The organism is Dactylosporangium aurantiacum, from assembly GCF_000716715.1.
Lineage (GTDB): Bacteria > Actinomycetota > Actinomycetes > Mycobacteriales > Micromonosporaceae > Dactylosporangium > Dactylosporangium aurantiacum.
Window position 1 is genome coordinate 1 of the sequence record NZ_JNYJ01000042.1, and the last position, 22288, is coordinate 22288.

Sequence of the window (22288 nt, forward strand, 5' to 3'; positions counted from 1 at the left end):
TCGTTGCCGGTGAGACGATCCCGCAGCGCGTCCTGACCGAGGAGACCACCTTCACCCCGGAGCAGGCGAAGGCCGCGCTGCCGAACCGCAAGTACTGAGCGGTCCCCCACACCCACAGGGCCAGGAACGCCGGCGACGGCATTCCTGGCCCTGTGCGCCGCTGCGTCACGGCACGGATCCGCGCACGCTCACACGGCGGTGATGGTCCACTGCAGGTTGGTGCTGGAGTCGGGGGCCCAGAGCTTGACGCGGGCGCCGACGGTCGCGTCGCCGCCGCTGTCCAGGGCGGTGCCGGTGCCGCGGTTGATGATCTGGTAGCGGCCGTTGCCCATGTCGTTGAGGCGCCATTGCTGGTTGTTGCCGCCGTTCCAGGCCGCCTGCATGGCGGTGGCGCCGTTGGTGGTGTCGCCCCAGCTGTCCGCGACCATGCCGTTGGTGCGGTTGACCAGGCGGTACCAGCCGCTGCCGAGGGACACCAGCTGCCACTGCAGGTTGGTGCTGCCGTCATAGTTCCACTGCTTGAGCGGTGAGCCGGACGCGACGTTGCCGCCGCTGTCGAGGACCAGGCCGGTGCTGACGTTGGTGATCCTCGCCCAACCGGTCGGCACCCCGCTGCCGCCGCCGAGCGCGGGGATCGCGCCGGAGAAGGTCAGCTTCACCACATACGCGGGGGCGGAGTAGGGCGCGCTGCTGGACGGCATGGTGATCCGCAGGCCGGCGCCGTCCTGGGTGCGGGTGGGCAGGTTGATGTAGCTGCCGGCGGTGGAGCCGAGCAGCTGCACGGCGCTCAGCGTGCTGAGGTTGATCCGGCCCGCGGCCAGCGTGGTGATGTTGACCGTGCTTCCCGGCCAGCCGAGGATCGTCGCGTACAGGACCCGGTTGTCCTTGCTGCGGGTGAACCTGATGTCCTGCGCCGTGCCGGTGCGCGGGGTCTGGAACGTGCCGCCGCCCATCTGGGTCGGCCCCTCACCGAACGAGGACCAGGCGCGGGTGGCGTAGATGGACTCGCCGAAGCGCTTCAGGTAGTCGCCGATGCCGAGCAGGACGGTGCGCTGCCCGGACGGGATGGTGCCGTCGGCCATCGGCGCGATGTTGAGCACCATGTTGCCGTTCTTGCTGACCCGGTCGATCAGCGCGTGCAGCAGCGCGTTGGTCGAGTAGTAGCCGATGCCCACGGTGTAGCACCAGCTGGAGCTGGAGATGCTGTCGTCGGTCAGCCAGTACGGCGTCTGGATGCCGGCCGGGCCGCCGCGCTCGTAGTCGAAGACCTCGCCCCGGGTGTTGAAGCCGTCCTTGTACGTCGCGACCACCTCCTTGTCCCAGGCGACGGCGCGGTTGTAGTAGTAGGACAGGAAGTTGAGCCGCTGCGACTCCGGCAGCTGCGACAGGTTGAAGTCCTGCCAGATGATGTCCGGCTGGTAGCCGTCGATGATCTCGCGGAGCTTGTCGTACCACAGCTGCTGCTCGGCCGCGGAGCCCAGCTGCCCGTACAGCTTCTTCAGGCTGGCGTCGGACTGCGCCGGCGCCCACTGGTAGAAGCCGGTGAAGTTGTACGCGTGGTGCATCGCCACCAGCAGCTTGAGGCCCTTGGCGCGGATGGCGTCGGCGTGCAGGCGCAGCAGGTCCAGCCGCGGGCCCCTGGCGACAGAGTTCCACTCGTTGACGCTGCTGTTCCACATCGAGAAGCCGTCGTGGTGCTCGGCCACCGGCCCGGCGAACCTGGCACCGGCGTCGACGAACAGCTGCGCCCACTCGTTCGGGTCGAAGTTGCCGCCCGCCGAACGCAGCTTCGGCGCGAACTGCACGAAGTTGCCGGCCTTGTCCCGCGCTCCGTTGATGAAGTTGTGGTACGGCCACACCGACGGATCACCGAACACGCTCTTGTGGTGGTTGTTCTCGTTCGAGCCGTTGTTGTACATGTTGCGCGGGTACCACTCGTTGGCGTACGCGGGCACGCTGAACACGCCCCAGTGGTAGTAGATGCCGAACTTGGCGTCCTGGAACCATTCCGCGGCCGGCGGATGCTGGTCGACCGACGCCCACGTGGCGGAGTAGCTCGTCGGTCCGGGAATCGCCGCCGCGGCGGGCAGGGCGGGCAGCAGCTCGGCACCGCCGGCGGCGATCGCCGCGCCGGACGCACCGAGGACGGTCAGGAACGACCGCCGGGTGATCGGGGATCGAGACATGGAGATCCCTTCAGAGGGACGGAGGTGGGAGGTAGACATGGCATGGCGGGTGCCAGACATCTGACGTTAAGCCCGGGAAATTGATCCAGTCAACTGGGCGAAGCCGGATATTTGACCGGCGAGCGCCACAAGATCTCAGTAGACATCAGATGTCCTGTACGGACTAGAGCGCTCCCGGCCACCTGGTCGGCCCGCCCGAAGCAACGGCGGCACGAGGCGATGAGGAAGGCCGTGCCGTGCCCGGGCACGCACGGGAGTCCGCCGAGGTCGCGCGGGAAAGGTCGCGACCGGCGGCGCGGTCGGGATGCTCACGGGAAGCGGTGGCGGCGCTCCCCGAGCACCGAGGATCACAAATCTTCGATTGCCGCGCAAGATTTCCGAGACGTATTTTCTGGGCTCCGCGACAAAGACTTCCGTGGCTTTCCCGCCGTAACACGTTTTCCGCCACACGCTCCACCAGCAGGGCGGCACGGGCCGCGCGGCCGTACACCGACAAATGGACGCGACCGTGTGAGCGCTCACCCGAATGCATCATTCGGTCTTGACGGAAACCGTTCCGGTCGGCCACAGTCAACGACTGCGAATGACGTACCCGCCGGCGCCCCGCGGCCACGGCCGACAGCAGCACGGGCAGAGACATGAACATGCAAGCGACCCGACCGGCCGAGACGACGCTGGTCATCCAGGCCCAGACCGGGGACCGGCGGGCACTGGACGAGCTGCTCGCATCGTCGCTCCCGTTGGTGTACAGCATCATCGGGCGGGCCCTGGGCGGCCACCCGGACGTCGACGACGCCGTGCAGGACACCATGCTGCGTGCCATGCGCCAGCTGCCGGCGCTGCGCGAACCGGACAGCTACCGGTCCTGGCTGACGGCCATCGCGGTGCGCCAGGTCGGCACGTACCAGCGCCGGGGCCGCCGGCTGGCCACGAGGACGGCGGAGCTGGACGCGGCGGCCGGGCTGCCGGACGCGGCGGCCGAGTTCGAGCGGCTCACCGACCTGCGGGTCGCGTTGTCACAGCAGCGCCGGCAGGTGACCCGCGCCGGCAGCTGGCTCGACCCGGACGACCAGGCGCTGCTGGCGCTGTGGTGGCTCGAGGTCGCCGGCGAGCTGACCCGGGCGGAGGTCGGGGCCGGCACCGGCACCCGCGGCGCGCACACCCGGGTGCGCATCCAGCGGATGCGGACCCGGCTCGAAGCGGCGCGCTCCATCGTCGCCGCGCTGGAGCGCCCGGAGCGCTGCCCGGCCCTCGACCGCATCGTCGCGGCATGGGACGGCCGGCCAAGCCCGCTGTGGCGCAAACGACTGGGCCGGCACGTGCGGTCGTGCCCGGCGTGCGCCGCGGCCGGCGCCGACTTCCTGCCGACCGAGCGGCTCCTGGCGGGGTTCGCCCTGTTGGCGGTACCGATGAGCCTGACCGCGACGATCCTGGGCAAGCTGGCGTCCGGCACCGGGATCACCGCCGCGGTCGGGGCGGCCACCTCCGGCGGCGTCGGTGCGGGTGTCCAGGCCGGCCTGCTCGGCCGGCTCGCCGGCTCCGTCGCCGCCCACCCGGTCGCGGCGGCGCTCGCCGCGGGAGCCCTCATCGCCGGCGGGACGGTCACCGTCGCTGCCCGGCCGCAGCCGCGGCAGCCGCCCCCGGCGGCGGCCGCGCCGGCGCCGCCCGCCACGCCGCGCACGGCCCGCCCTCCGGCGCCCACCCCGGCGTCCACCGCGGCCACCCGGTCCGGCACCGCCGGCACGACCCCGCCGGCGAGCGCCGCCGGCGCCCTCCGGCCGGGCCGGGTGTCACTGGAGGCGGCGAACCAGGCCGGCCAGTTCGTCACCTTCGTCGACACCGTCGGCATGCTCGCCGGCTCCCCCGCGACGACCGACGTGGCGGCCCGGCAGCGGGCGACGTTCCAGGTGGTGCCGGGCCTGGCCGACCCGGCGTGCTTCTCCTTCCGGGCCGGCGACGGCCAGTACCTGCGGCACTCGTCGTGGCGGCTGCGGCTGTTCGCCGACGACGGCTCTGCGCTGTTCCGCGGCGACGTGACCTTCTGCCCACGCCAGGGCTCGACGGCGGCGTCCGTGTCCCTGGAATCGTCCAACTATCCCCGGCATTTCATCCGCCATCGCGGCGAGGAGCTGTGGGTGGCGCTGTCCGACGACACCGCGGCGTTCGTGGCCGACAGCTCGTTCGTCGTGCGGTCACCACTGGCGCCGTGAGGACCGCCATTGAGTGATGCGGGCCGCCCGCCGAGCTGAAGACGACCACCGCCGACCTGCGCAGGTCGCGGCGAGGCCAGCACGCCACCGGCAGGATGCCGGCGTCTGGTGTGGAGGTTTCACGCGCGGGGCGCTGGTCGCGCCGTCCGCGTGTCCGGCGCTGGTTGCCCGGTGCGTCACCGGATCCCTACGGTCCGCCTCCATGGCACGCCGTTTGCAGCAGGCGCTGGTGGCGGCCGTGGCCGTCTGTGCCGTCGTCCTCGGCACGGGCGCCCGCGCGGAGGCGGCCACCTACTGGAACCTCAACGACGGCTTCGAGACCACGGAGTCGCTGTGGAACCAGGACGGCGGTGGCCCGGAGGACTGCCCGCGCTACCGCACCTGCAACCCCGTGGACGTCATCGACGACGCGGCCGAGGCGTACCGCGGCACCAGGTACGCCTCGATCCTCAACAACTCCGGGTACGGCGCCAACTGGCTGTCCTACGGCCGCCAGGTGCGCATCCCGGCCGGCTCCGCCCAGTGCGACCTGGGCGCCTGGATCAACGTCGACTACGCCCGCAAGACCCCGGTGACGATGCAGCTCGAGGTGATCCGGGTCAGCGACTGGACGTACCAGATCTCCAGGACGTTCCAGCTGACCGACCTGAACCAGGTGGGCACGTGGCGGCGCTACTCGACCGGCTACTGGACCCCGGGACCGCGCGACGTCTTCATCCGCTTCGTGCTCGTCGGGCAGGAGTTCGGGGTGGTCGGCATGCGCGTCGACGACGTCACTGTCAGCTGCACGGTCGGCTGACCGGGCACCGACCGGGCCGGCCTGGGCCGGCCCGGCGGCACCGCGCTACGCGAGGCGGTGGGTGAGGGCGGTGTGGCGGCGGCCGGCGCCGACGGTGCGCACGGCGGCGGCGAGGGCACGGCGGGAGCCGACCAGGACCACGATCTTCTTGGCGCGGGTGACGGCCGTGTAGAGCAGGTTGCGTTGCAGCATCATCCACGCGCTGGTGGTCAGCGGGAGCACCACCGCCGGGTACTCCGAGCCCTGGGACCGGTGGATCGTCATCGCGTACGCGTGCGCCAGCTCGTCCAGCTCGTCGAAGTCGTAGTCGATGCTCTCGTCCTCGTCGGTGCGCACGGTGAGGGTCTGCTCGTCGGTGGACAGCGCGGTGATGACACCGAGGGTGCCGTTGAACACGCCCGCCTGCCCCTTGTCGTAGTTGTTGCGGATCTGGGTGACCTTGTCGCCGATGCGGAACACCCGCCCGCCGGCGCGGCGTTCCGGCAGGCCGTCCCGGCCGGGGGTGAGCCGCTGCTGCAGCAGGCCGTTGAGGGCGCCGGCGCCGGCCGGGCCGCGGTGCATCGGGGCCAGGACCTGGATGTCGCGGTGCGGGTCGAGGCCGAACCTGGCCGGCATCCGGGTGCAGGCGACGTCGACGGTGAGCGCGGCGGTCGCGTCGGTGTCCTCGCACGGGAACAGGAAGAAGTCGGCGAGGCCGGTGGTGACCGGTGGTTTCCCGGCGTTGATGCGGTGGGCGTTGACCACGACGCCGGACTGGGCGGCCTGGCGGAACACCTGGGTCAGCCGCACCCGCGGGACCGCGTCGGCGGCGAGCAGATCGCGCAGGACCTCACCGGCACCGACCGACGGGAGCTGGTCGACGTCGCCGACCAGGAGCACGTGCGCGCCCGGCGGGACGGCCTTGACGAGCTTGTTGGCCAGGATCAGGTCCAGCATGGAGGCCTCGTCGACGACGAGGAGGTCGACGTCCAGGGGGTTGTCCCGGTCGAAGGTCGGCTCGCCGCCGGGGCGCAGCTGCAGCAGCCGGTGCACGGTGGCGGCGGGGTGCCCGGTCAGCTCGGCGAGGCGCTTCGCGGCCCGTCCGGTCGGCGCCACCAGGGTGACCTTCGCCTGCTTCGCCGCGGCGAGCGCGACGATGGAGCGCACGGTGAAGCTCTTGCCGCAGCCGGGTCCGCCGGTGAGCACCGCGACCTTCGACGTCAGGGCCAGGCGCACCGCCTGTTCCTGCTCGGCGGCCAGGGTCGTGCCGGTCCGGGCGTGCAGCCAGGCGAGGGCCTTGCTCCAGTCGACGCCGGCGAAGTGCGGCATCCGGTCGGCGCGATGGTGCAGCAGCCGGGTCAGGGCGGCGGCGAGGGCGGTCTCGGCCCGGTGGAACGGCACCAGGTACACCGCGGTCACCGGCCCGTCCCGGCCGGGCAGCGTCTCGCGGACCACGCCCTCCTCGGCGGCGAGCGTCTCCAGGCAGGTGCCGACCAGGTCACCGGGCACGTCGAGGATCTTCACCGCGTCGGCGACGAGCTGCGGCTGCGGCAGGAAGCAGTGCCCGTCGTCGGTGGCCTCGGACAGGGTGTACTGCAGGCCGGCCTTGACCCGTTCCGGGCTGTCGTGCGGGATGCCGACGGCCCGGGCGATGGTGTCGGCGGTCTTGAACCCGATGCCCCACACGTCCGCGGCGAGCCGGTACGGTTCGTTCCGGACGACCGCGATGGACTCCTCCGCGTACTGCTTGTAGATCCGCACCGCGAGGGACGTGGACACCCCCACCCCCTGCAGGAACACCATCACCTCCTTGATGGCCTTCTGCTCCTCCCACGCCGCGGTGATCTTCGCGGTGCGCTTGGGGCCGAGGCCGGGGACCTCGACCAGCCGGCCGGGTTCCTCCTCGATCACGCGCAGGGTGTCCAGGCCGAAGTGCTCGACGATCCGTTCGGCGAACACCGGGCCGATGCCTTTGACCAGGCCGGAGCCCAGGTACCGCCGGATGCCCTGGACGGTGGCCGGCAGCACGGTGGTGTAGGACTCGACCTCGAACTGCCGGCCGTACTTCGGATGGCTGGACCAGCGGCCGACCAGCCGCAGGCTCTCCCCGGGCTGCGCGCCGAGCAACGCGCCGACCACGGTGAGCAGCTCGTCGCCGCTGCGGCTGGTCGCGACCCGGGCCACGGTGTAGCCGGTGTCCTCGTTGACGTAGGTCAGCCGCTCCAGCACGGCCTCCAGCACGGCACCCGGCGGACGGTTCGGGGCGGCGTTCGCGGTCACGGCGACCATCGTGCCCGCCGGCCCGTCACCACTCGCAGGCGGGCCCGGCCGCGGCGGCACGGAGGGTCTGCTCGCGGCGGGTGTGGCATCCTCCCCGTGTCGAGATCCACAACCACGGGGAGCCCGAATTGACCACGCGCCGAAGACTGACCGCCCTGACCATCGCCCTGACCATCGCCCTGGCCGCCGCCGTGACGCTCGCCGCCGGCTGCGAGGGCACGCCCAGCGCCACCGCGCCCGGGGCGAGCCGCGCCGGCACCGCGAGCGCGGCGCCCGGCGCGAGCACCGCGAGCAGCGCACCCGCCGCGAGCACCGCGCCCACCGTCACCGTCGCGTCGGTGTGCCAGGCGGTCGACGACGTCTACGCGCCGGAGCGGCTGATCCTGACGAGCACCTGGGGTCAGTACGTCACCGCCACCAACCAGGGCGACACGGCCAAGGCCGCCTAGCTGAAGGCCAAGCTCGAGGAGATGGTCCCGCGGCTGAGCAAGGCGGCCCGCGCCGAGGTCGCGAAGTCGCCGGACGCCGGCCAGCGGGCGGCCCTGGAGCAGTACCTGGACGCGGTCGACGCGTGGTACACCAAGCCTTCCTCCGGCGACGCCGTCAGCCGCCTGGAGACGGCCGTCGCGGCCGCGCAGCGGTACTGCCCGAAGATCCGCTGACCGGGTGCCGCCGCGGCCGGCGGCGCCGGCGCAGGGCGTTGCGTGCGGGCATCGTGAGCAGCGCACCGGCGAGCAGCGCGCCGGACACCACGACGAACCCGGCGGCGCCGAGCCGGTCCACCGCCCCGGCCAGCGACCGCTGGACGGTCTGCGCGGCGTCGAGCACCGGGTCCTCGACGTCGCCGCGGAGCTCGGCGATGCCGTAGTAGGCGACGTAGGCACCGGCGAGCAGCACCACCACGCCGACGAGCCGGGACAGCGCCGGGCCGAACCGGCGCATCCCGGTCACCATCCGTGGCCGGCTCACCGCGACCGCGAGCGCGGCGGCGCCGACGAGCAGCCCCATCCCGGCGGCGTACGCGACGAACAGCGCCACCCCTGCGCCGGGCGTGCCGGCGCGCAGCGACGACGCCACGATGGCCAGGAAGGGGGCGATGGTGCAGGACAGCGACGACGCCGCGTACGCCATCCCGAACAGCAGCATGGACAGCGGAGTGCGCCGCACCACCGGTCCACGCACCCGCAGCGCGGTCAGCCCCGGCAGGGACCGGCCCGCCAGCAACCAGCCGCCGGCGACCGCGACCAGCAGCCCGAACCCGGCGGTGAACCACGGCAGCACCGCGTGCGCGGCGCTCAACGCCGGCGTGAGCAGCAGCCCGAACACCCCGAACACCGCGACGAAACCCGCGGTCATCGCGGCCGTGGCGGCCACCGCGCGGCGCACCGCCACCGGCCTGGACGGCGCGTCGTCGCCGAGGACCAGCACGGTGAGGTACACCGGCAGCAGCGCGAACCCGCACGGGTTGACCGCCGCCAGCAGCCCGGCCGCGAGCGCCAGACCCAGGTCCGACACGTCAGCCGAGCCCGCCCGCGCGCCCGGCGACGTCGTCGCCGTCCAGGACCCCCTTGAACACGACCGCACCGGAGGCGTCGAGGAACACGAACGTGCTCTGCGCGGTCACCCCGAACCGCTTCCACAGCACCCCGGGCTCGTCGGCCAGCTGCGGCACCGTCTCGAGCTTCCACTCCCCCACGAACCGCCGCATCGCGGCGGGCTCGTCCAGCCCACCGACGCCGACCACGGCGACCCGGCCGGCGAGCTGTTGCGTGGCGGCCTTGACGCCGCGGGCCTGCCGTGCGCAGGTCGGGCACCACGGTGCCCAGAACCACAACACCACCGGCCGGCCCGCCAGCGTCGCACCGTCGAACGCCGCGCCGTCCAGCGTGGTGGCGGTGAAGTTCAGCGTCTGCGGTACACCGGACCGGGCCGGCACGGGCGCGGCTGACGAGGCGGCCGGCATCCCTGTGGGGGCGGTCCCGGCCGGCCCGGTCGACCCGGCCGGGGCACCGCACCCACTGAGCACCAGCAGGGCACAGACCAGCGCGGCGGCGGCACGGTTCATGGGCATGCCTCACTCTAGGAGCGCCGGGCCGGTCCGCATCTTACGAACCGGTGACGACCGTGCGCCGGCGGGTGGGCCGCCACCAGTTGGCCGGCCCGAGCAGGGCCATCGTCGCCGGGACCAGCAACCCGCGCACGACGGTGGCGTCGACGGTGATCGCGACGGCCATGCCGAGGCCGAACATCTTGATGACCGGGTCGGTGTGCAGGGTGAAGCTGGCGAAGACGACGACCATGATGCATGCGGCCGAGGTGATGACCCGGCCGGTCGCGGCGAGTCCCTCACGCACCGAGGCGGTGTTGTCGGTCGTACGCTGCCACACCTCCTGCACGGCGGTGAGCAGGAACACCTCGTAGTCCATCGAGAGGCCGAACAGCAGCGCGAAGAGCATCGTCGGGACGTAGCTCTCGACGGGCACCGGGCCGTCGAGGCCGAGCAGGGTGACACCCCAGCCCCAGGAGAACACCGCGGTGAGCGCGCCGTAGGCGGCGCCGATCGACACCAGGTTCATCACCGCCGCCTTCAGCGCCACCACCGGGGCCCGGAAGGCCAGCAGGAGCAGCAGCGCCGACAGTGCGACCACCACCGCTATGACGGCGGGCATCCGCGCGCTGAGCCGGTCGGCGAGGTCGGCACGGGTCGCGGTGGCGCCGCCGACGTGCGGGGCCGTGCCGTCCACCCGGACCGCGCGCAGCGCGGTGACGAGCTGCGCGGTGCGCGGGTCGCCGGGGGCGGTCCGTGGCGTGACCCGGACCGTCGCGGTCGCCCCGCCGCTCAGCGCCGCCGGGCCCGCGGCGGCCACGCCCGGGACGGCCCGCACCGCGTCGGTCAGTGCCGCCAGCCGCGGATCGGCCGCGCCGGTGGCCGGCGGGTCCAGCGGCAGCACGACGGTCAGCGGACCGTTCACGCCGGGGCCGAATCCGCCGGCGAGCAGGTCGAAGCTCTGCCGCGCGGCACTGCCGGGCGGGTTGCTGCCGGCGTCGATCTGCCCGAGGCTCAGGTCGAGCGCGGGGTACGCCAGCGCGCCCAGCAGCGCGGTGGTGAGCAGCGCGCAGCGCCACGGCCGGCGGCTGACCGCGCCGGCGAGCCGCCCCCAGCCGCTGCGGCCCGCGCCGCCGCGCCGGCGCGCCACCCGCAGGGCGTCGATCCGGCCGCCCAGCACGGCCAGCATGGCCGGGAGCAGGGTCACCGCACCGGCGACGGCGAACCCCACCGCGATGCCGGTGGTCCAGGCCAGCGTGGCCAGCAGCGGCACCTCGGCGACGGCCAGGCCGCCGAGGGCGATGACGACCGTGCCGCCGGCGAACAGCACCGCGCTGCCTGACGAGGCGACGCTGTGCGCGACGGCGTCGGCGACCGGCACGCCGTCGGCCAGCTGCTGGCGGTGGCGGGTGATCAGGAACAGCGCGTAGTCGATGCCGACGCCGAGGCCGACCATGGTGGCCAGGGTCGCCGCCACCGCCGGTATGCCGGTGAGGTGGCCGGCGAGGCCGATCACGCTCAGCGCCCCGGCGAGGGTGAGCAGGGCGGTGACGATCGGCAGCGCCGCCGCGACGAGACCGCCGAACGCGAACAGCAGCACGATGACCGCCGCCGCGAGACCGAGCAGCTCGCTGGTGCGGGAGCCGGTGCGGTCCGCCGCGGCGGCGAGGGCGCCGCCGGGCACCGTGTCGATGCCGGCGTCACGAGCCGGCGCGGCCGCGGCGAGCACGGCGTCGGCGACCGGCCGGTCCAGGCTCCGCGGCGGCACGTCGAAGGTCAACGTCAGGTACCCGGTGCGTCCGTCGGCGCTCAGCGAGCCCCGCTCCGCCGAGGGCGGCAGGACCTGCACGACGTGGGCGATCCCGCCGATCCGGGCGGCGACGCCGGCGAGGACGTCGGCGCGGGCGGGGTCGTCGAGGCGGCCGCTGCCGGCGTGCAGGACCAGCTGGGCGTTGGCGTCGCGGGTGCCGGGGTCGGCGCGCTCCAGCAGGTCGCGGGCGACCTGGGCGTCGCTGCCGGGCAGGGTGACGTCGTTGTCGGTCGGGCGGCCGTTGAGCGCCACCGCGGCGGCCAGGCCGGCGATCAGCACCAGCCAGGCGGCGAGGACCGACCGGGGTCTGGTGGCGCAGGCCCGGCCGAGGCGGCCGAGGAGCCGGTACAGGACGCCGTGCTCGATCGCGGTCATGACCGGTCTCCACACGGGGCGCCGGTCGGCACGGCGCGCGGCGCCGCCGCGGGGCGGTGGATCGACAGGTCGGTGCCGGTCACGGTGATGGTGAGCCCGTCGGGTTCCACGCGCACGTCGCGGTACCGCAGGCCCGCCGGCAGGTCGGGCAGCTTCCGGCTGGCGTCGCCGGCGCCGAGCCGGTCGAGCAGGCCCTTGGCGGGGCGGCGGATGCCGAAGATCTCGACCTCCTGCGGCTCGATCAGCAGCGTGCCGTCGCTGATCGTCGGGCGGGCCAGCAGGGTCACCGGCAGCCGCTGCCCGCCGACGGTCGCGGTCGTGCCGATCGCCAGCAGGCCGCCGGCCGCGCCGTAGGTGACGTCACGCTCACCGAGCCGGGTGGGCAACGCGTCGAAGCCGGCGACGGCCTGCATGGTCGCGGCGCCGACCGACACGCCGTCGCCGGACAGTCCGGTGTCGCGCAGCGATGCCCGCACGGTCGCCAGGTGGAACTGGCCCCGGCGCAGATCGCTGACGGTCACGTCGATGCGGCGGTACCGCCCGGTGAGCACCTGCGGCAGGAACGGCAGGTCCCGGACGGTGACCTGGGGGCGGCGGCCGACGCCGGGCAGGCACTGCAGGCGGTCGGCGATCCGGTCCGCGGCGACGGCGGCGGCCACCCGGTCGGTGACGGCCAGCGCCGCGACGCACAGCAGCGCGGCGACGATCACGACGCGCGTCCGGCGACGGCGGGGTATCAGGTGGCGGGCGGCGGGCAGGCGCAGTGGTGGTTTGGGCACCCGTCCACTGCATCAGCCGTACCGCTGGCGACGATGCGACGACGATGAGAGTCCGTCATGCGTCGGCCAAGGGGATCGTGAACCGCACCGCCGTGCCGTCGCCGGGCGCGGAGGTGAGGCCGACGGTGCCGCCGTGCGCCGCCACGATCTCCGCGACGATCGCCAGGCCGAGGCCGCTGCCGCCGGCGCCGCGGGCGTCGTCGCCCCGGCTGAACCGGTCGAACGCCCGGTCGGCCAGGCCGGGCGGCATGCCCGGGCCGCGGTCGCGGACCTCGACCTCCGCGCGGCCGTCCACCGTCCGCAGCCGGACCGTGACCGGGACGTCGGCCGGGGTGTGGCGGCGCGCGTTGGCCAGCAGGTTCGCCATCAGCTGCCGGACCGCGTCCTCGTCGCCGAGCACCCGGCACGCCGGCGGCACGTCGAGGCGGACGGGCCGGCCGGGCTGCACCACGAGCAGGTCCGACACCGAGTCACGCAGCACCGGCGTCAGGTCGAACGGGCCGTGCCGCAGCGCCGGTTCGGCGTCCAGACGCGCCAGGTACAGCAGGTCGTCGACGAGCGTGCCCATCCGGCGGGCCTCGTCGTCGACGCGGCGCAGCACCGCCGGGCGTTCGGCGTCGCCGATGATGCCCTGCCGCAGCAGCTGCAGGTAGCCGCGGATCGACGTGAGCGGGGTGCGCAGCTCGTGCGAGGCGTCGGCGACGAAGCGGCGCATCCGGTCCTCGGACGCGGCCCGCACCGCCAGCGCGGCCTCGATCCGGGCCAGCATCCCGTTGACCGCGTGGGTCAGCCGCCCCACCTCGGTGCGCGCCGGCGGCCCCGGCGGCACCCGCCGGTCGAGCTCGCCGCCGGCGATCGCGGTGGCGGTCGCCGTGATCCGGTCGAGCGGGCGGAGGCTGCGGGCGACGAGCAGCCGGCCACCGGCCGCGAGCAGCAGCAGCATGGCCGCGGCCACGCCGAGCTCCGTCAGGACGAGCTGGCGGACGGTCTGGCGCACCGGGTCCATCGGCAGCGCCACCAGCACTGTGGCGCCGTCCACGGTCCGGCCGACGACGGCGCGGTACCGGCCGGCGCCGACGTTCGTGGCCGCGGTCAGCCGCCCGTCCGCCGGCGCGGCGGGGGCCTCGTCCAGCAGCGGGCGGGCGGGGACGGACTGCAGGCCGCCGAGCCGGGTCAGCGAACCGTCGGCGCGGCGCACCTCCACCAGGTAGTCCGACGGGGCGATCACCGCCTGCAGGCCGCCGCGCGCCGATGGGGCGTCGAGCTGGCCGATGCGCTGCTGCGCGAACCGGGCGGCGACGTCGAGCTGGTCGTCGGTGCGGGCCAGCAGGTACCCGCGCAGTGCGAGCACGGCGCTGGCCCCGGCGACCAGCAGGACCGCCGCGGTGACGGCCAGCATGCCCACCAGCAGCGAGCCGCGCAGCGACCAGCGGTTCACGTCCCGGGCTCCGTGAGCGCGTAGCCGAACCCGCGCCGGGTGGTGATCAGTGGCGGGCCGTGCCGGTCGAGCTTGCGCCGCAGGTAGCCGACGTAGGTGTCCACCACGTTGGAGGTCCCGCCGAAGTCGTAGCTCCAGACCGCGTCGAGGATCTGCGCCCGCGACAGCACCCGGTTCGGGTGCTGCATGAGGTACCGCAGCAGCTTGAACTCCGTCGGGGACAGCTCGACGAGGCGGCCGGCCCGCCGTACCTGCAGCGTCTCCTCGTCCAACTCGACGTCCGCGTGGCGCAGCACCCCCGCCGGTGGCGCGCCGGCGGCCGGGCGGATGCGGCGCAGCACCGCCCGGACCCGGGCGACGAGCTCGTCCACGGAGAACGGCTTGGTGATGTAGTCGTCACCGCCGTACGTCAGACCGGTGATCTTGTCGCCGGGCGCGTCCCGTGCCGTGAGGAACACGATGCCGACCTCGTGCCCGTCGGCGCGCAGCGCCCGGCAGACGTCGAACCCGTCGCCGTCCGGCAACATGACATCGAGCACCACGACGTCCGGCCGGTCCGCCGACGCGCGCCGCACCGCCTCGGCGGCGCTGCCCGCGGTGGCGACCAGGAAGCCGTGAAAGCGCAGCACCGTGGCCAGCATGTCGACGATGTTCGGCTGGTCGTCGACCACCAGCACCCGAGCGGCCCCCTGCACACCCTCACCATGACACGACCGGATGTGCGTTCGATGAGAGATCCGACCCGGGCCTCCTCCGCCGCAGGTGGGGCGGCCCGGCGCGGCGCCGCCCTACGTTGGCCCCCATGAGGCTGGTGGTGGATCTGACCCGGTGCCAGGGCTACGGGCAGTGCGTGTTCGCCGCGCCCGACGTGTTCCGGATGCCCGGTGACGAGGCGCTGCTGTACGAGCCGAATCCGAGTGAGGAACGCCGGCGCGAGGTGCTCAAGGCGGCCGCGGCCTGCCCGGTGCGGGCGATCGTGCTCGACACCGGCGCGCCGCCGGCCGCACCGCCGGCGGCCGGGGTCGCCGGCGTCGAGCGGATCGTCATCGTCGGCGCGTCGCTGGCCGGGCTGCGGGCGGCCGACGCACTGCGCCGCACCGGGTACGCCGGGTCGCTGATCCTGATCGGTGACGAGCCCCACGAGCCCTACGACCGGATCGCCCTGTCGAAGCAGGTGCTGACCGGCTGGGTGCCGGCGCAGCACACCGCCCTGCCGCGCAGCACGGCACTCGATGCGCAGTGGCGGCTGGGGCAGCCGGCCGTCGGGCTCGACCGGCACGGCAAGCAGGTGGTGCTGGCCGACGGTGAGCGCGTGGGCTTCGACCGGCTGCTCATCGCCACCGGGGTACGGGCGGCCCCGTGGCCGGTCGCCGAGGAGGCCACCCTCGACGGCCTGTACACGGTGCGCAGCCGCGACGACGGCGTCCGGCTGCGCCGGCGGCTCGCCGACCGTCCCGGTCGGGTGCTGGTCATCGGGGCCGGGTTCATCGGCAGCGAGGTCGCCTCCGACTGCCGCGAGCTGGGCCTGCCGGTCACCGTCGTGGACCGTGGCCCGGCGCCGCTGGCCGGGGCGTTGGGCGCGGCGATCGGCCGGGTCGCCGCCGACCTGCACCGCGACGCCGGCGTCGACCTGCGCTGCGGGGTGAGCGTCGAGGCCCTCGAAGGCGACGGCGAGGGCCGGCTCCGGCGGGCCCGGCTGACCGACGGCACCACCGTGGACGTGGACGTGGCCGTCGCCGCGCTCGGGGCACGGCGCAACGTGGAGTGGCTGGCGGGCTCCGGTCTCGCGGCCGGGCACTGGGGCGTGGCGTGCGACGCCGGCTGCCGCGCCTTCGACACCAACGGCCTGGTCACCGACGACATCTTCGTCGCCGGTGACGTGGCCCGGTTCCCGCACCCGGTGTACGACTACCAGTTCATGGCGCTGGAGCACTGGGGCAACGCCGTCGACCAGGCCGAGATCGCCGCCCACAACATGATCAGCGCCGGGCCGGACCAGTGGCCGCACGTCAGCCTGCCGGTGTTCTGGTCCACCCAGTTCGGCGTCGAGATCAAGTCGATCGGCGTGCCCACCTTCGCCGACGAGGTCGTCATCGCGCAGGGCTCGGTCGAGCAGCGCCGGTTCGTCGCCGTGTACGGCCGCCACGGCCGGATCACCGCCGCGGTCACCTTCGACCAGGGCATGTGGCTGGAGTTCTACGGCCGGCTCATCGAGCGGGCCGCGCCGTTCCCGCCGCGGATGCGCACCGTCGACCCGCCCACGCCGACCCGCCCCGTGGCGGCCGAGGTGCGGTCGGAGCCGTCCGCGACCGCCACGGTCGTGCTCACCGGCCACCAGCCCAGCGAGCGGCGCGCCGTGCTCGTGCCCGACCACCGTGCCGAGGAGCACACCGATGCCTAGCGTCTTCGAGCAGGTCCTCGACCCCGCCAACCGGGCCGACCCGTACCCGCTGTACCGGCAGCTGCGCACCACCCCCGTCACCCGCGAGCCCGACGGCAGCTACGTCGTCAGCCACTACCGCGACATCGTGGCGCTGCTGCACGACCCGCGGGTCAGCTCCCGCGACGCGCTGACCCTGCGCGGGTTCATCTCCACCGACCCTCCCGAGCACGACCGGCTCCGCGCCCTCATGAACCGGCACTACGGACCGCCCGCCACCCCGGCCCGCATCGCCCGGATGGCCCCGGACCTGCTCGCCGTCGTCACCGGCCTGATCGACGGGTTCACCGGGCGCACCGGGGTGGACCTCGTCGACGACTTCGCCTACCCGCTGCCGGTGACCGCGATCTGCCGGCTGCTCGGCGTCCCCCTCGACGACGAGCCCCGCTTCCACACCTGGGCCGACGCGATCGTGGAGGGCATCGGCCCGCAGGCCACCGACGACGCCCGCCGCCGCGCCGACATCGCCTTCGCCGACCTGGCCCGGTACTTCACCGGCCTGCTCGACACCCACCGGCACACGCCCGGCGACGACCTGCTCTCCGCGATCATCACCGACCCGGACGTCCGCGACGCGATGTCCCCCGACGAGCTGCTGGCCAACGCCTCCCTGCTGCTCATCGCCGGGCACGAGACCACCGTCAACCTCATCACCAACGGCATGCTCACCCTGCTGCGGCACCCGGCCGCGCTGGAACGGGTCCGCCACGACCCGGACTTCGTCATCCTCACCGTCGAGGAGCTGCTGCGCTTCGAACCACCCGTGCACATCCTCGTCCGCCGCGCCCTGGACGACGTCGACCTCGACGGCACCACCATCCCGGCCGGCGCCACCATCCGGCTCGTGCTCGCCGCCGGCAGCCGCGACCCGGACCACGTCCCCGACCCCGACCGCTTCGACCCGGACCGGCACGACCCGCGACGCCCGGACTTCAACGCCCGGCAGAGCGAGCACCTCGGCTTCGGCGGCGGCGTCCACCACTGCTTCGGCGCACCCCTGGCCCGGCTCGAAACCCAGATCGCCCTCACCGAGCTGGCCCGGCGGCTGCGCAACCCGCGCCTGCGGACCGACCCGCCGCCGTACCGCCCGAATCCCGTCCTACGCGGCCCCCGCAACCTGCCCGTCGTCTTCGACGGCATCGCCCCGGCGACCGCTGAGGACTGAGCAGGCACGACCGCTGAGGGCTGAGCGCCCCCGACGGCGCCGACCACGCGCGGTCCGCGCAGCGCCGGCCGCGCCCGCCGGCGGTCAGGGAGCGGGGCGGCCCCGCTGGCAGCCGCCCCGCAGCCGTCGCCGGTGTCACACGGCGTGCAGGCGGGCGACGCCCGAAGTCACCGCGTAGCCGGCGACCCGGCGCGCCGTCGTGCCGCGGCTGGTCCGGTCCCGGACGTGGAACCAGTCCATCCGGCACGACTCGGGCCGCACCTCGAGCAGCTTGCCGAGCGGGCCGAGGAGCCAGGCGGGCAGGGTACCGACGTCGACCCTGGCGATCATGTCCGGGTTGCCGACGAGCCTCCAGGCCGCCGACGACGCCGCGAGGCCGGTCTTGAGCCAGGTCATCTGGTCGTCGCCGGTGATCGTGCGCGACGGGTCGTCGACCGCGCTGCCGGACACCTGGCGCGAGCGGTACGAGCGCAGGTCCAGCATGGACAGGTCGGCGAGCCGGCCGAACCGTAGCCGCCGGTAGATCGCACCGTCGGCGGCCAGGCGGACCGGCATCCACTCGGCGTACGCCTGGCGGGCGGCGGCGACCCGGGCCGCGAACGGGCCCTCGGTGGCGGGGTCGTGGTTCTCCGCGCCGCCGGCCCACATGTCGTTGGCCACCTCGTGGTCGTCCCAGGTGATGATCCAGGGCACGGCGGCGTGCAGCGCCCGCGCGTCGGGGTCCGTCTTGTACTGCGCGTGCCGGATGCGGTAGTCGGCCAGCGGCAGCGTCTCGTGCGTCGGCGCCGCCTGCCGGACGATGACACCGCCGGCGTTGAAGCCGCCGCTGGCGTACTCGTAGAGATAGTCGCCGAGGTGCACGACGGCCTGCAGGTCGCCGCGCTCGGCGAGCAGGCGGTACGGGGCGAAGTAGCCCGCCTCCCAGCTCGAGCACGACACCACCCCGAAGCGCAGCAGGGCGACGGCGTCGTCGGCGGCCGGGGCGGTCAGCGTCCGGCCGGTCGGTGACCAGGCACCGCCGGCGGTGAAGCGGAACCAGTAGGTGGTGGCGGGAGCGAGGCAACGCACGTCGACCCGCACCGTGTGGTCCCGTTCGGGCCGCCGCCCTCGCCCGCGGGACGTTCCCCGGCCGACATTCTGCCGAACACTGCGTGCCGCGGCGCTGTCGCTCGATGATCGTCTGGCACAATCGCCGAGGTCCGGCAGTCACCGCACACGTCGAAGCGGCGACGCCGACCACCGAAGGACAGCATCGTGGACGAGCAGCGGGTGGTCGCCTGGAGAGCGTCGATCGAAGCGGCCACCGCGCGGGCGTTGCGCGACGTCGTGTCGACCTTCCCGTTCGAGCCCGGGGCGCAGGAAGTGGGCCCGCCGGCCTCGGCGGCGCAGCTCGCCCAGCTCCGGGCGCGCATGCCGTGGATACCCGGCGACCTCCTCGCGGTGTGCGGGTTGGTGGGCGCGGTCTCGTTGCCGGACATCGCCAACGGCTACCTCATGTTCGATCCGGAATACATGCTCGGCGTCCGGCATCGCGATGACGGCCTCCCGGATCGCATCGGTGCACCGTTCGACGAGGACGTCGTCGTCTTCGGCAGCGACGGCGGCGGAGCGTTGTACGCCGTCACGCTGGACCAGGCCGGCACCGTCCATCGACTGCGCGAATGCCGGTACGAGGCGGGCACGTACTCCTTCGACGCGGTGGGTACCTCCTACGACACGTCGCACGTCGGCATCACCCCGGTCGCCGAGAGTCTCGACGACTTCCTCGACAAGCTGCTCAACGCGGTCGAGGCGTTCGCCGTCGACGGCAGTATCGCCGACCTCTGAAGCGCGGGTGGCCGGGCCCGAGGGCCCGGCCACCGTGGTGGTGCGGGGAGCGTCAGGCGCGCACCCACGCCTGGTTCGCTCCGCCGGTGCAGTCCCACAGCTGGATGCGGGAGCCGTTGGCGGTGCCGTTCTGCGCCACGTCGAGGCAGCGGCCGGACGCCACGCCGGTGATGGTGCCGTTGCTGTTCAGGGTCCACTGCTGGTTGGTGCCGCCGTTGCAGTCGTAGATGACGACCGCGGTGCCGTTGGCGGTGCCCCGGCCGGTGGCGTCGAGGCACTTGTTGCCGTACACCCGCAGCTCGCGGGCGGCGGTGCCGACCCACTGCTGGTTCGTGCCGTTGTTGCAGTCGTAGATGGTGACCTGGGTGCCGTTGGTGGTCCTGCCGCCGGGGACGTCGAGGCAGCGGCCGGAGCCGGTGTTGCGCAGCCGGTTGCCCGTGGCGGGTGAGCTGCTGCCGCCGTCGGTCGGGGTGGTGCCGACGAGCCCCCAGGCGTAGCGCAGCCGCTCGGCGCCGCTCGCGTTGGGCGTGCTCAGCGTCAGGCTGGTCCCGGTGCCGTGCAGCTTCTGCATGGCGTACCAGTCGTCGCTCTGACCGGCGGTGATCTTGCCGCCGAGACCCGGCCAGTACACCGAGCCGACCTGCAGCTCCCGCAGCACCTGGGTGGTGGCACGGAAGTAGCGCACGAAGTTGTCGGTGCTGTTGGCGTCGTTGTAGTTGAGGCCGGTGTCCATCGGCGCACCGAACTCGTCGATCACGGTCCGGCTCGCGCAGGTGCCGATCGCGTCCCTGAGGAAGCTCACCCACCCGTCGTAGGTCTTGGCGCCGGAGAAGAACGTGTAGTGGTGCAGGGACAGGTAGGTGCCGTCGAAGCGGCTGTCGGCGCACATGGTCTTGATGTCCTGGTTCAGCCCGGAGCCGCTGATGAAGATCCGGTTGCGCGGGACCGACGGCCGGGCGCTCATCCACGCGGCGGCCACGTTCTTCCAGTCGGCGGCGCTGTACCCGTGCGGCTCGTTCATCGGTTCGAAGTGCACGAGCGGGTTGGCGGCGTACTTGGCCACGACGGTGTTCCACATGGTGTTGAAGGCGCCCGTGTCGGTGAGTCGGCCGCCGCTGGACGCCCTGCCGTCGTCCCAGTACGACAGGATCACCTTCATGTTGCGGGCGGTCGCCGCGTCGATGGCGCCGGTGTACGAGTCCCACCACGCGGTGCCGACGGTGTAGGTGTTGATCGGCAGGCGGACCGTGTTGGCGCCGAGGTTGCCCTGGAAGCCGGCGTAGATCGCGTCGGCCTTGGCCCGCACGGTGCTGTAGCTGTCGGTGCCGCTGAGCCCGGCCAGGACCAGCGGCGACCCCGTGTAGTTGTCACCGGGGCGCGCCCAGTTGAGACCCTGGAACTGGCCGGTCGCCGCGGACGCCGGCGGGGCGTTGGCGATCAGCACCGCGGGGATCGCGGCGAGCGCGGCGACCGCGCCGGCCAGGACGGCGACCATGCGCCTGCGGAGGGGGAAACCTGTCACGTGCGGTCCTTTCGGCGGGTACTGCGCCGGTGGCGGGCCGGCCGGGAAACGCCTGGGCGGCAGGATGCTCAACTGCGCAGGCTCCACTGCTGGTTGGCGCCGCCGTGGCAGGACCACAGGTGGATCTTGGTGCCGTTGGCGGTGCCGGAGCCGCTCGCGTCGAGGCACAGCCCGGACTGCACGCCGGTGACGGTGCCGTTGGCGTTGACGTTCCACTGCTGGTTGGCCTGGCCGTTGCAGTCCCAGATCACCACGGTCGTGCCGTTGCTGGTGCCCTGGCCGGTGGCGTCCAGGCACTTGGTGCCGTACACCTGCAACTGCCTGGCGGACGTGTAGGTGAACCGCTGGTTCGTGCCGCCGTGGCAGTCCCACAGCTGCACCTGCGTGCCGTTCGCGGTGGTGGAGCCGGGCACGTCGACGCAGCGCCCCGAGGCCGCACCGGCGATCATCACGTTGGACCGGCCGGGCGGCGGGCCGCTGCTCGACGGGGACGGGTTCGACGGCGCCGGGCTGGACGGCTGGGCGCCGCCGAACTGGGTGAAGAACCTCCACACCTCGGGCTTGACCCAGCTCCGCGCGCCGCTCTCGCAGCCGGCGCAGTTGTCGACGGGGCCCTGCTGGTGGCCGCCGTCGAACGCGGCCCAGACCACCGGGTACCCGGCGCGGCAGCCGGCGTACGTGGTGAGGATGTGGGTGCGGCTGCCGGGTGCCGGCTCGGGAGCGTTCTGCGGGGTGCAGCCGTTGTTGCGCACGAACGTGTCCCGCAGCGCGCGCCCGTTCTGGATGCCGTCGTTGACGCCGTGGATGCCCATGTACGCGACGGGCTGTGTCCCGCCGCTGCACCCGCTGATCGCACCGGGGGCGGCGATGGCCGTGACGGCTCGGAAGACGGCCGGCCGGGCGCAGGCCAGCGCGTAGCTCATGGCGCCGCCGTAGCTGAAGCCGACCGAGAACAGCTGGGTGGTGTCGACGCACAGGTCGTCCTCGACGAGCCTCACGATGTCGTCGATGAAGGTGACGTCCCGGCCGTTCGTGTTGGCCCAGCCGTTGCTGATGCCCTGCGGCGCGACGAAGATCGTGGTGTTGCCGGTGTCCTGCGACAGCATGCCGTAGTACGCCCAGGCGTAGCCGTCGCTGCCGCCCCCGGCGACCTGCTCGGCGGTGCCGCCCAGCCAGTGCAGCCCGAAGGCCAGCCGGTGCGGGACGTTGCGGTCGTAGCCGTCGGGGACCCTCAGGATGAAGCTGCGGCTCTGGCCGCCGCTCTGGATCGTGCGGGTCCCGCTGGTCAACGTGGGGCTCTTGCCGCAACCGGCGGTCGCCGCGGCGGAGGCCGGCTGTGTCCCGGCGATGACACCGACGCCGGTGGCGACCAGCGCCACCACGGCGAGGGTCGCCCCCAGCCAGCGGGGCACCGGCCGTCGGGGTGCGCCG

The 22288-nt window shown here is 73.6% G+C and carries 17 protein-coding genes and 1 pseudogene; 7 read left to right on the forward strand and 11 right to left on the reverse strand.

Translation table 11 applies throughout. The features are described from left to right. Positions 1–188: 188 nt before the first annotated feature. Complete coding sequence (locus tag OP18_RS37350; RefSeq protein ID WP_033363898.1) at positions 189–2186, reverse strand: alpha-L-fucosidase; 1998 nt, start codon at positions 2184–2186, stop codon at positions 189–191. 644 nt (positions 2187–2830) lie between these two features. On the opposite strand from OP18_RS37350, the gene OP18_RS37355 reads away from it, so the two are divergent. Continuing rightward, positions 2831–4396 (forward strand): sigma-70 family RNA polymerase sigma factor, encoded by a 1566-nt coding sequence (locus OP18_RS37355; RefSeq protein ID WP_033363938.1) that lies wholly within the window; start codon positions 2831–2833, stop codon positions 4394–4396. Positions 4397–4598: 202 nt separating this feature from the next. Next, a complete protein-coding gene (locus OP18_RS37360; RefSeq protein ID WP_156090068.1) occupies positions 4599–5195 on the forward strand; it encodes a hypothetical protein in 597 nt (198 codons plus the stop codon). Positions 5196–5240: 45 nt separating this feature from the next. On the opposite strand, the gene recD2 is transcribed toward OP18_RS37360, so the two are convergent. After that, on the reverse strand, positions 5241–7463 hold the full coding sequence (recD2, locus tag OP18_RS37365; RefSeq protein ID WP_033363900.1) for an SF1B family DNA helicase RecD2: 2223 nt from the start codon (positions 7461–7463) through the stop codon (positions 5241–5243). A 119-nt stretch (positions 7464–7582) separates the two neighbouring features. Here recD2 and OP18_RS37370 point away from each other — a divergent pair, with 119 nt between their 5' ends. Further along, the gene (locus OP18_RS37370; RefSeq protein ID WP_033363901.1) at positions 7583–7903 is read left to right on the forward strand and encodes a hypothetical protein; all 321 of its coding nucleotides are present in this window, start codon (positions 7583–7585) and stop codon (positions 7901–7903) included. A 21-nt stretch (positions 7904–7924) separates the two neighbouring features. Continuing rightward, positions 7925–8116, forward strand: coding sequence for a hypothetical protein (locus tag OP18_RS37375; RefSeq protein WP_033363902.1), 192 nt, complete (start codon positions 7925–7927; stop codon positions 8114–8116). Here OP18_RS37375 and OP18_RS37380 read toward each other — a convergent pair. From OP18_RS37380 to OP18_RS37405, 6 genes are read right to left on the reverse strand one after another with little or no spacing between them, the layout of a single operon-like run. Then, on the reverse strand, positions 8058–8969 hold the full coding sequence (locus OP18_RS37380) for a cytochrome c biogenesis CcdA family protein (RefSeq protein ID WP_052387907.1): 912 nt from the start codon (positions 8967–8969) through the stop codon (positions 8058–8060). The genes OP18_RS37375 and OP18_RS37380 overlap by 59 nt on opposite strands. Before the next feature lies 1 nt (position 8970). Then, complete coding sequence (locus tag OP18_RS37385; protein ID WP_033363903.1) at positions 8971–9525, reverse strand: redoxin family protein; 555 nt, start codon at positions 9523–9525, stop codon at positions 8971–8973. 34 nt (positions 9526–9559) lie between these two features. Next, positions 9560–11686, reverse strand: a complete 2127-nt coding sequence (locus tag OP18_RS37390) for an MMPL family transporter (protein ID WP_052387908.1) — start codon at positions 11684–11686, stop codon at positions 9560–9562. Beyond that, a complete protein-coding gene (locus OP18_RS37395) occupies positions 11683–12465 on the reverse strand; it encodes an LmeA family phospholipid-binding protein (RefSeq protein ID WP_081971438.1) in 783 nt (260 codons plus the stop codon). The genes OP18_RS37390 and OP18_RS37395 overlap by 4 nt, the downstream gene beginning before the upstream one ends. A gap of 55 nt (positions 12466–12520) precedes the next feature. After that, positions 12521–13903: a sensor histidine kinase gene (locus tag OP18_RS37400; protein ID WP_211273793.1), complete on the reverse strand. Its 1383-nt coding sequence runs from the start codon at positions 13901–13903 to the stop codon at positions 12521–12523. Further along, the gene (locus tag OP18_RS37405) at positions 13900–14598 is read right to left on the reverse strand and encodes a response regulator transcription factor (protein ID WP_033363905.1); all 699 of its coding nucleotides are present in this window, start codon (positions 14596–14598) and stop codon (positions 13900–13902) included. Before OP18_RS37405 ends, OP18_RS37400 begins: the two co-directional genes overlap by 4 nt. A 107-nt stretch (positions 14599–14705) precedes the next feature. On the opposite strand from OP18_RS37405, the gene OP18_RS37410 reads away from it, so the two are divergent. Further along, on the forward strand, positions 14706–16304 hold the full coding sequence (locus OP18_RS37410; RefSeq protein ID WP_033363906.1) for an FAD-dependent oxidoreductase: 1599 nt from the start codon (positions 14706–14708) through the stop codon (positions 16302–16304). Next, complete coding sequence (locus OP18_RS37415; protein ID WP_033363907.1) at positions 16297–17508, forward strand: cytochrome P450; 1212 nt, start codon at positions 16297–16299, stop codon at positions 17506–17508. Before OP18_RS37410 ends, OP18_RS37415 begins: the two co-directional genes overlap by 8 nt. Before the next feature lie 135 nt (positions 17509–17643). Here the strand turns inward: OP18_RS37415 and OP18_RS37420 are convergent. Next, positions 17644–18606, reverse strand: a pseudogene (locus tag OP18_RS37420) (alkaline phosphatase D family protein); the annotation flags it as partial. Between the two features lie 156 nt (positions 18607–18762). On the opposite strand from OP18_RS37420, the gene OP18_RS37425 reads away from it, so the two are divergent. Then, a complete protein-coding gene (locus OP18_RS37425; RefSeq protein ID WP_033363908.1) occupies positions 18763–19335 on the forward strand; it encodes an SMI1/KNR4 family protein in 573 nt (190 codons plus the stop codon). 52 nt (positions 19336–19387) lie between these two features. Here OP18_RS37425 and OP18_RS37430 read toward each other — a convergent pair whose 3' ends face one another. Further along, positions 19388–20857 carry an RICIN domain-containing protein gene (locus tag OP18_RS37430; RefSeq protein WP_033363909.1) on the reverse strand — a complete coding sequence of 490 codons (1470 nt, stop codon included), beginning with the start codon at positions 20855–20857 and terminating at the stop codon, positions 19388–19390. A 68-nt stretch (positions 20858–20925) separates the two neighbouring features. Continuing rightward, positions 20926–22269, reverse strand: coding sequence for a ricin-type beta-trefoil lectin domain protein (locus tag OP18_RS37435; RefSeq protein WP_052387910.1), 1344 nt, complete (start codon positions 22267–22269; stop codon positions 20926–20928). Between the last annotated feature and the right edge of the window lie 19 nt (positions 22270–22288).